Source organism: Mycobacterium sp. TH-M11 (genome assembly GCF_057473725.1).
Genome location: NZ_JBYCLD010000046.1, coordinates 1 through 7,723 on the forward strand (window position 1 = coordinate 1; position 7,723 = coordinate 7,723).

Below are 7,723 nucleotides of genomic sequence, written 5' to 3' on the forward strand. Positions count from 1 at the left end.
ACGGCGCTGATGACGGGGTGCGGCCACCCCTCCCCGAAGCCCGCGCCGACGTCCTCAACCGCCACTGCGCAACCTCCGGCCAAGCCGGCCTGCGGCGACCCCGCCGCCATCCCGCTGCGTGACAAGCTGGCCCAGCTGCTGATGGTGGGCGTCCGCAACGGCGATGACGCCAAAGCCGTGGTGACGAACTACCACGTCGGGGGCATCTTTATCGGCAGCTGGACCGACCTGTCGATGCTGGGTCCCAATCTGGGCAAGGATCTCAGCGCCAGCACCGCGCTGCCGCTGGCCGTCAGCGTCGACGAGGAAGGCGGCCGGGTGGCCCGGCTGTCCAAGCTGATCGGCCCGGCGCCGTCGGCCCGGGTATTGGCCCAGACGCACACTCCGGACCAGGTCTACGGCCTGGCGCTGGAGCGTGGTCACAGGATGCGCGGCCTCGGCATCACCGTCGATTTCGCGCCGGATGTCGACGTCACCGATGCCCCCGACGACACGGTGATCGGCGACCGGTCGTTCAGTTCGGACCCGGCGAAGGTCACCGAATACGCTCGCCAGTACGCCCGCGGCTTACAGGATGCCGGGCTGCTGCCGGTGATCAAGCATTTCCCCGGTCACGGGCACGGCTCCGGCGACTCGCACACCGGCGGGGTCGCCACGCCACCGTTGTCGCAGCTGCAGAACGACGACCTGATCCCGTACCGGGCGTTGGTGACGGCGACTCCGGTCGGCGTGATGGTCGGCCACCTGCAGGTTCCCGGGCTCACCGGCGACGAGCCGGCCAGTGTCAACCGGGCCGCGGTGCAGCTGCTGCGGACCGGAACCGGCTATCAAGCACCCGCGTTCGACGGCCCGATCTTCAGCGACGACTTGTCCAGCATGCTCGCGATCAAGGACCGCTACAGCGTGCCCGACGCGGTGCTGCGCACCTTGCAGGCCGGTACCGACGTCGCGCTGTGGGTCACCACCGACGAGGTACCCGCGGTTCTGGATCGGTTGGAGAAGGCGGTCGCGGCAGGGGAGTTGACGGTTGCGAGCGTCGACGCGTCGGTGCAGCGGATCGCGAAGGTCAAAGGCCCCAAGCCGGACTGCGGCCGGTAAATTCGGCGGCACGAACCCGGATTGCTTACTCTGAACGGGCGCGTTGGCGAGAAGGGGAGAGCATGGCAGGTGGTACCAAGCGGTTGCCTCGTGCTGTCCGAGAACAGCAGATGCTCGACGCTGCGGTCGAAATGTTCTCCATCAACGGCTATCACGACACCTCGATGGATGCCATCGCGGCCAAGGCGGAGATCTCCAAGCCGATGCTCTACCTGTACTACGGGTCGAAAGAGGAGCTATTCGGCGCGTGCCTGGACCGCGAACTGGCGCGATTCATCGACGGGGTGCGCGAGGACATCAACCTCAACCAGAGCCCGCGAGAGTTGCTGCACGACACCATTGTCGCGTTCATGCGTTACATCGACACCAACCGGGCGTCCTGGCTGGTGATGTATGCGCAGGCCACCAACTCGCAGGCATTCGCCCACACCGTCCGGGAGGGGCGCGAGCGGATCATCGCGTTGGTGGTGCGGGTCCTGCAGGCAGGTACGCGTAACCCCGAACCTGACACCGACTTCGAGATGATCGCCGCCGCTTTGGTGGGCGCCGGCGAAGCGATCGCCACCCGCCTGAGCACTGGCGACACCGACGTGGACGGCGCGGCCGAGGTGATGATCAACCTGTTCTGGCGCGGGTTGAAGGGCAAGCCGACCGACAAAGACGCGAGCGAATCCCTCGCCGAGCCTGACTAGTCATATGCGCAGCCGCAATAGCGATTTCGCGTGCGCGATAGTGATTGTCGGGCTATTGGCCGGCGTGGCCGGATCGGCTACGTTACTCGTTTTGCGCACGGTCGAGCACCTCACCTACGACTACACCTTCGGCCCGCTGGTCGAGGGTGTGACCGCGAGTAGCCCGGTACGACGAGCCCTAGGGCCGATGGTCGGCGGAGCGCTGGCCGGGTTGGGCTGGTGGCTACTGCGGTCGAGAACCGACGTCACACCGCTGGCCGAAGCAATCGCCAGCCATTCGCGTATCCGCCTGTTGCCCTTCGGCTGTGATGCGGCGTTGCAGGTGCTGGCAGTTGGCTCCGGTGCCTCGTTAGGACGGGAAAGTGCGCCCCGCCAATTCGCCGCGGCCCTCAGTGATCTCGGAACGGGCTGGCTGAAAAAGCTTTCCGCGCAGGACCGGGAGCTTTTGCTGGCCTGCGCGGCCGGCGCCGGCCTGGGCGCGGTGTATTCGGTCCCGGTGGGCGGTGCACTGTTCGCACTGCGAATCATGTTGAAAACCTGGCATCCCAGGGCGTTCGGCGCGGCGCTGATCACCTCGAGCCTGGCGGTCGCCGTATCGTCGTTGGTCACCCACGATCAGACCAGTCTGAGCTGGCCCAACCCATACGTGCCCTATGTCGTGATCGCCTATACGCTGGCCCTGGTGCTGGCTCCGCTGACGCTGGCCGTCGGGCTGGCCTTCAACCACCTGATGACGTCAGCGCAGCGCAACAGGCTGGATCGATCGTGGATGTTGATCCCGGCTATCGCGGGTGCGGGTTTGCTCATCGGCATCTGTTCGCATTGGTGGCCTGAGTTGCCTGGTAACGGGAAGTCGATCCTGACGGCGAGCCTGGCAGGCGGGATGACAGTGCCGGTGGCGGCGGCCGTTCTCATTTTGAAACCGCTTCTGACAGCGGTGTTTTTGCGCGTCGGCGCGGTGGGCGGCATGCTCACGCCGGCGCTGGCCACCGGCGCGGCGGCCGGAACGTTGGTGGCGCTGACGGTCAATGCCGTCGCCGGGACGGAACTGCACGTCGCGGTGTTCTCGATGGCCGGTGCCGCCGGCGTGCTCGCGGTGACTCAGCGCACGCCGTTCTGGGCCGCGATTTTCGTCTGGGAACTGTCCAGGCCGCCGTTGTGGCTGCTTCTGGATCTCCTGATCGTCGCAGCGGGCGCGCACGCTTTACAACTCCGCGTCGAGCGGCATGGCCGGGTGCTAGAGCGCCCGTAACGTACCGGTCAGGTGCGGGAAACCCTTGGACATGTTGCGCAAGCTGAGATCCCAGCCGTCCTGAACCCGGTCGACGTACAACCCGGCGCTGGCCGGCAGCAGTACCGGCTTGCCGAATCGCACCGAATATCTCACCGCGCCCGGAAGGCTAGCCTCAATATTGGCCAAGACCGCTGCGGCGCTGAACATTCCATGCGCTATCACGGTGGGGAAACCGAACAGTTTGGCACCGACGGAGCTGGTGTGGATCGGATTGTGGTCGCCACCTACCGCGGCGTAACGGCGAATCTGGCCGGGACTGATTCGCAGGAGCGCTTGGGGTGCAGGCAGTTTGGGCTGTTTCTGCGGTGCGGGCTTGGGTTCGTCGGACAGGCTGGTGCGTTGCTGATGCAAGAACGTCGTGACCTGGTGCCAGGCCAACTCGCTGCCCACGCTGACATCGGCGATGACGTCGACCAGCAGGCCCTTGCGGTGCTCGCGCAGGTTTTCCGCATGCACCGCGACGTTGACCGTGTCGGTCACGCTGATCGGACGGTACCTAGTGATCTGGTTTTCCAGGTGCACCGATCCCATTGCCGCAAAAGGGAAGTCGAACCCTGTCACCAGCGACATGACGGTGGGGAAGGTCAGTGCGAACGGATACGTCAGCGGCACCGCGTCGGCGTACCGCAGCCCGGTGACCTCGGCGTACTCGGCGACATGGGAGCGGTCGATGGGTAGCTCTTCGACTGTGACCGCGCGATCGGGTAGCCGCCCGCCGCGTGGTACGAACGGTAGGGCTCCTGCCGCCGCGCGCAGCATGTTTCGTAGACCGCTGGGTTGTTGAGTCACGGCGCCTCAGGCCCCAAGCATGGCTTGGCCGCACACGCGAATCGTGTTGCCGGTCACGGCGTTAGAGGCCGGGCTGGCGAAGTAGGCGATCGCTTCGGCCACGTCGACCGGCTGGCCGCCCTGGTACAGCGAATTGAGTCGACGGCCCACCTCGCGGGTGGCCAGCGGGATGGCCTCGGTCATCTTGGTCTCGATGAAACCCGGCGCGATGGCGTTGATCGTGACGCCCTTCTCCGCGAGTTTGGGCGCCAGTGCCTGGGTGAGGCCGATCATCCCGGCCTTGGTGGTGGCGTAGTTGGTCTGGCCGCGGTTGCCCGCGATGCCGGCCATCGACGACAGGCCGATCACCCGGCCACCCTCGCCAATGCTGCCGTTGTCGACCAGGCCTTCGGTGAGGCGTTGCGGCGCAAGCAGGTTGACTGCCAGCACCGAATTCCACCGCGCGTCGTCCATGTTCGCAAGCAGCTTGTCACGGGTGATTCCGGCGTTGTTGACCAGGATGTCGGCGTGGCCGTTGTAGTGGTCGCGTAGGTGCTCGGTGATCCGGTCGACGGCATCGTCGGCGGTGACGTCGAGTGCCAACGCCGTACCGCCGACGCGGGTGGCCGTCTCGGCCAACGCCGCTGCGGCGGACTCCACGTCGATGGCCACCACCCGCGCACCGTCGCGGGCGAACACCTCGGCGATCGTCGCGCCGATGCCGCGGGCGGCACCGGTCACGATGCCGACCTTTCCGTCCAGCGGGCGGTCCCAGTCTTTGACCGGGGTGGAGTCGGCGGCGCCGACGTAGAACACCTGCCCGTCGACGTAGGCCGACTTGGCCGACAGCAGGAACCGCATGGTCGACTCGAGGCCGGTGGCGGCGGGCTTGGCCGCGGGGGAGAGGTAGACCAGCGAGACGGTGGCGCCGCGCTGCAGCTCCTTACCCAGTGAGCGGGTGAACCCTTCCAGTGCGCGCTGGGCGATCCGCTCGTCGCTGCTCTCGGCGTCTTCGGGTGTGGTGCCGACGACGACGACGCGGCCGCAGTGGCCGATGTTGCGCATCAGCGGCGTGAAGAACTCGTGCAGCGCCGTCAGCTTGGCCGGCGTGGTGATGCCGGTGGCGTCGAACACCAGTCCACCGAAGGAATCCGCCCAGCGTCCGCCGAGATTGGCGCCCACCAGGTCGTAGTCGGCGTCCAGCGCCGCCCGCATCGACTCGACGACCCGTCCGTCGCCGCCGATCAGCAAGGGTCCGGCCAGCGCGGGGTCGCCCGCCCGATACCGTCGCAGCTTCTCGGGCTGGGGCACGCCGAGCTGCTTGGCGAGAAATGCACCGGGCCCGGAGTTGACGACTTGGGAGAATAAATCGGGTGCCACTGGACTGCCTTCCATGCTGTCGGGTATCTGTACGGTAGTCGATAGCGAACTTACTCTAGAGTAAGAACGGTGGGTAGTATGGCTCCCATCACTGGTTAACCAACAATTGACGGAGATAAGCGTGCCCTCTCAAAGCGCCTCAGCTGAAAGCGCCTCTGCACGGTCCCAGGCGACCGCCGCCAAGCGGCGGGTCGCGGTTCTAGGTGGCAATCGGATCCCGTTCGCGCGCTCCGACCGCGCCTACGCGCAGGCCTCCAACCTGGACATGTTCACTGCCGCACTCGGCGGGCTGGTCGACCGGTTCGACCTCGCGGGCGTGCGGCTCGATGCCGTGATCGGCGGCGCGGTGCTCAAGCACAGCCGGGATTTCAACCTGATGCGCGAATCGGTGCTGGGCTCTGCGCTGTCGTCCTACACCCCGGCATTCGACCTTCAGCAGGCCTGCGGCACGGGTCTGCAGGCCGCGATTGCCGCCGCGGACGGCATCGCCGCCGGGCGCTACGAGGCGGCGGCGGCAGGAGGAGTTGATACCACCTCCGACGCGCCGATTGCGCTGGGCAACAACCTGCGCCACACGTTGCTCGGACTGCGCCGGGCCAAGTCCAACGTCGACCGGCTGAAACTGGTCGGGAAGCTTCCCGCCAGTTTGGGAGTGGAGATCCCGGTGAACAGCGAGCCGCGCACCGGGCTGTCGATGGGTGACCACGCGGCGATCACCGCCAAGCAGATGGGCATCAAGCGGGTCGATCAGGACGAGCTGTCCGCGGCCAGCCACCGCAACATGGCGGCCGCCTACGATCGCGGCTTCTTCGACGACCTTGTCACACCGTTCCTGGGTCTTTACCGCGACGACAACCTGCGGCCGGACTCGTCGGCGGAGAAGCTGGCCAAGCTCAAGCCGGTGTTCGGCGTCAAGGCCGGCGACGCGACCATGACCGCGGGCAACTCGACGCCCTTGACCGACGGTGCCTCGGTAGCGCTGCTGGCCACCGAGGAGTGGGCCGCCGAGCGTTCGCTGACACCGCTGGCGTACTGGGTTGACGCCGAGACGGCGGCGGTCGACTACGTCAACGGCCCCGACGGGCTGCTGATGGCGCCGACCTACGCGGTGCCGCGGCTGCTGGCCCGCAACGGGCTCACCCTGCAGGACTTCGATTTCTACGAGATTCACGAGGCATTCGCCTCTGTCGTGCTGGCGCACCTGCAGGCTTGGGAGTCCGACGAATATTGCAAGGAGCGGCTCGGCCTGGACGCCGCGCTGGGGTCCATCGACCGGTCCAAGCTGAATGTCAACGGTTCGTCGCTGGCGGCCGGGCACCCGTTCGCCGCTACCGGTGGTCGCATCCTCGCGCAATTGGCCAAACAGCTGAACGAGGCGAAGGCCGCCAACGGTGGTAAACCGGTCCGCGGTCTGATCTCGATCTGCGCGGCCGGCGGACAGGGTGTCGCGGCCATTCTGGAGGCCTAACGGCCGCCGAGGCGCCGTTTAGCCTCGTCAAACCCCGGGTAGCCAACACCGCGGATGGCTCCGCGCTGCTACCGGGCCCCCGACCCAAAGGCAGCGCGGAGCATCCTTGAAATCGGTGGTACGCGGCGCCTGCGGGTACTGGACCACGACCGGGGCCGCCACGGAATGAGGGGATCCCGCGGCGGCCCCTTTTCGTGTGCCCGAAGCGTTGCCGGCGGAGGCAAACCACAGCACTACCGCAAGCCACCAACTCAAATCACAGCGCCACCTCAAATCACAGCGCCAGCTCAAACCACACCTGTACCTCAGTCCAGGTGGGAGTGCTGCGTAGAAATCGACGCATATGTGATATCACCGCGAGGCCGCCACCGGCTGATATCGCATACGCGTCGATTGCGAAAAAGAAGTGCACCCATGGAGACAGTGCTGGTGTTACTGATGTTGCAACAGCGACATCCCCCGTCTCCGAGGAGAGCGGGGGATGTCGATGTCTAGCTTGGATCAGAACGCGGCTTCGTCGAGCTCCATGATCTCGTTGTCGATGGTCTCCAGCACCTGACGAGTGCTGGTCAACAGCGGCAGGAAGTTCTTCGCGAAGAACGACGCCACCGCGATCTTGCCCTCGTAGTAGGACCGATCGGCGTCGCTGCAGCCGGCGTCCAGCGCCTCCAGGGCCACAGCGGCCTGACGCTGCAGCAGCCAGCCCAGCACCAGGTCTCCGACGCTCATCAAGAAGCGCACCGAACCGGTGCCCACCTTGTAGATGCTCGAGATCTCATCCTGCGCGGCCATCAGGTAGCCGGTCAGCGTCGCCGCCATCGCCTGGACGTCGGCCAGTGCGGTGGACAGCAACGCCCGCTCGGCCTTCAGTCGACCGTTGCCGGACTCGTTCTTGATGAACTCCTCGATCTGCCCCGACACGTGGGCCAGCGCCACACCCTTGTCGCGGACGATCTTGCGGAAGAAGAAGTCCTGCGCCTGGATGGCCGTGGTGCCTTCGTAGAGCGAGTCGATCTTGGCGTC

The 7,723-nt window shown here is 66.3% G+C and carries 7 protein-coding genes; 4 read left to right on the plus strand and 3 right to left on the minus strand.

All coding sequences use genetic code 11. The features are described 5' to 3' along the window. The 3 genes from AC2VOG_RS01785 to AC2VOG_RS01795 all read left to right on the plus strand — a co-directional run. The coding region (locus tag AC2VOG_RS01785) for a glycoside hydrolase family 3 N-terminal domain-containing protein (protein WP_486938202.1) at positions 1 to 1,098 on the plus strand (1,098 nt) is incomplete at its 5' end. Between the two features lie 62 nt (positions 1,099 to 1,160). Next, entirely contained in the window at positions 1,161 to 1,790 is a 630-nt protein-coding gene (locus AC2VOG_RS01790) for a TetR/AcrR family transcriptional regulator (protein WP_486938203.1), read from the plus strand. Between the two features lie 4 nt (positions 1,791 to 1,794). Then, the gene (locus AC2VOG_RS01795) at positions 1,795 to 3,042 is read left to right on the plus strand and encodes a chloride channel protein (RefSeq protein ID WP_486938204.1); all 1,248 of its coding nucleotides are present in this window, start codon (positions 1,795 to 1,797) and stop codon (positions 3,040 to 3,042) included. Here the strand turns inward: AC2VOG_RS01795 and AC2VOG_RS01800 are convergent. Together AC2VOG_RS01800 and AC2VOG_RS01805 are read right to left on the minus strand one after the other, a co-directional pair. Next, the gene (locus tag AC2VOG_RS01800) at positions 3,028 to 3,843 is read right to left on the minus strand and encodes a MaoC/PaaZ C-terminal domain-containing protein (protein ID WP_486938208.1); all 816 of its coding nucleotides are present in this window, start codon (positions 3,841 to 3,843) and stop codon (positions 3,028 to 3,030) included. The genes AC2VOG_RS01795 and AC2VOG_RS01800 overlap by 15 nt on opposite strands. 36 nt (positions 3,844 to 3,879) lie before the next feature. Beyond that, positions 3,880 to 5,232, minus strand: a complete 1,353-nt coding sequence (locus tag AC2VOG_RS01805; RefSeq protein ID WP_486938205.1) for a 3-oxoacyl-ACP reductase — start codon at positions 5,230 to 5,232, stop codon at positions 3,880 to 3,882. Positions 5,233 to 5,353: 121 nt separating this feature from the next. On the opposite strand from AC2VOG_RS01805, the gene AC2VOG_RS01810 reads away from it, so the two are divergent. Then, positions 5,354 to 6,700, plus strand: coding sequence for an acetyl-CoA C-acetyltransferase (locus AC2VOG_RS01810; protein ID WP_486938206.1), 1,347 nt, complete (start codon positions 5,354 to 5,356; stop codon positions 6,698 to 6,700). A 501-nt stretch (positions 6,701 to 7,201) separates the two neighbouring features. Here the strand turns inward: AC2VOG_RS01810 and AC2VOG_RS01815 are convergent. Next, positions 7,202 to 7,723, minus strand: a 522-nt coding sequence (locus tag AC2VOG_RS01815) for an acyl-CoA dehydrogenase C-terminal domain-containing protein (protein ID WP_486938207.1), incomplete at its 5' end; no start/stop codon positions are given.

What these genes read in the sequence shown, in the direction of transcription:
- AC2VOG_RS01800 (WP_486938208.1), bottom strand. Translation starts at nt 3,843, where the DNA reads ATGCTGCGCGCGGCGGCAGGAGCCCTACCGTTCGTACCACGCGGCGGG.
- AC2VOG_RS01795 (WP_486938204.1), top strand. Translation starts at nt 1,795, where the DNA reads ATGCGCAGCCGCAATAGCGATTTCGCGTGCGCGATAGTGATTGTCGGG.
- AC2VOG_RS01790 (WP_486938203.1), top strand. Translation starts at nt 1,161, where the DNA reads ATGGCAGGTGGTACCAAGCGGTTGCCTCGTGCTGTCCGAGAACAGCAG.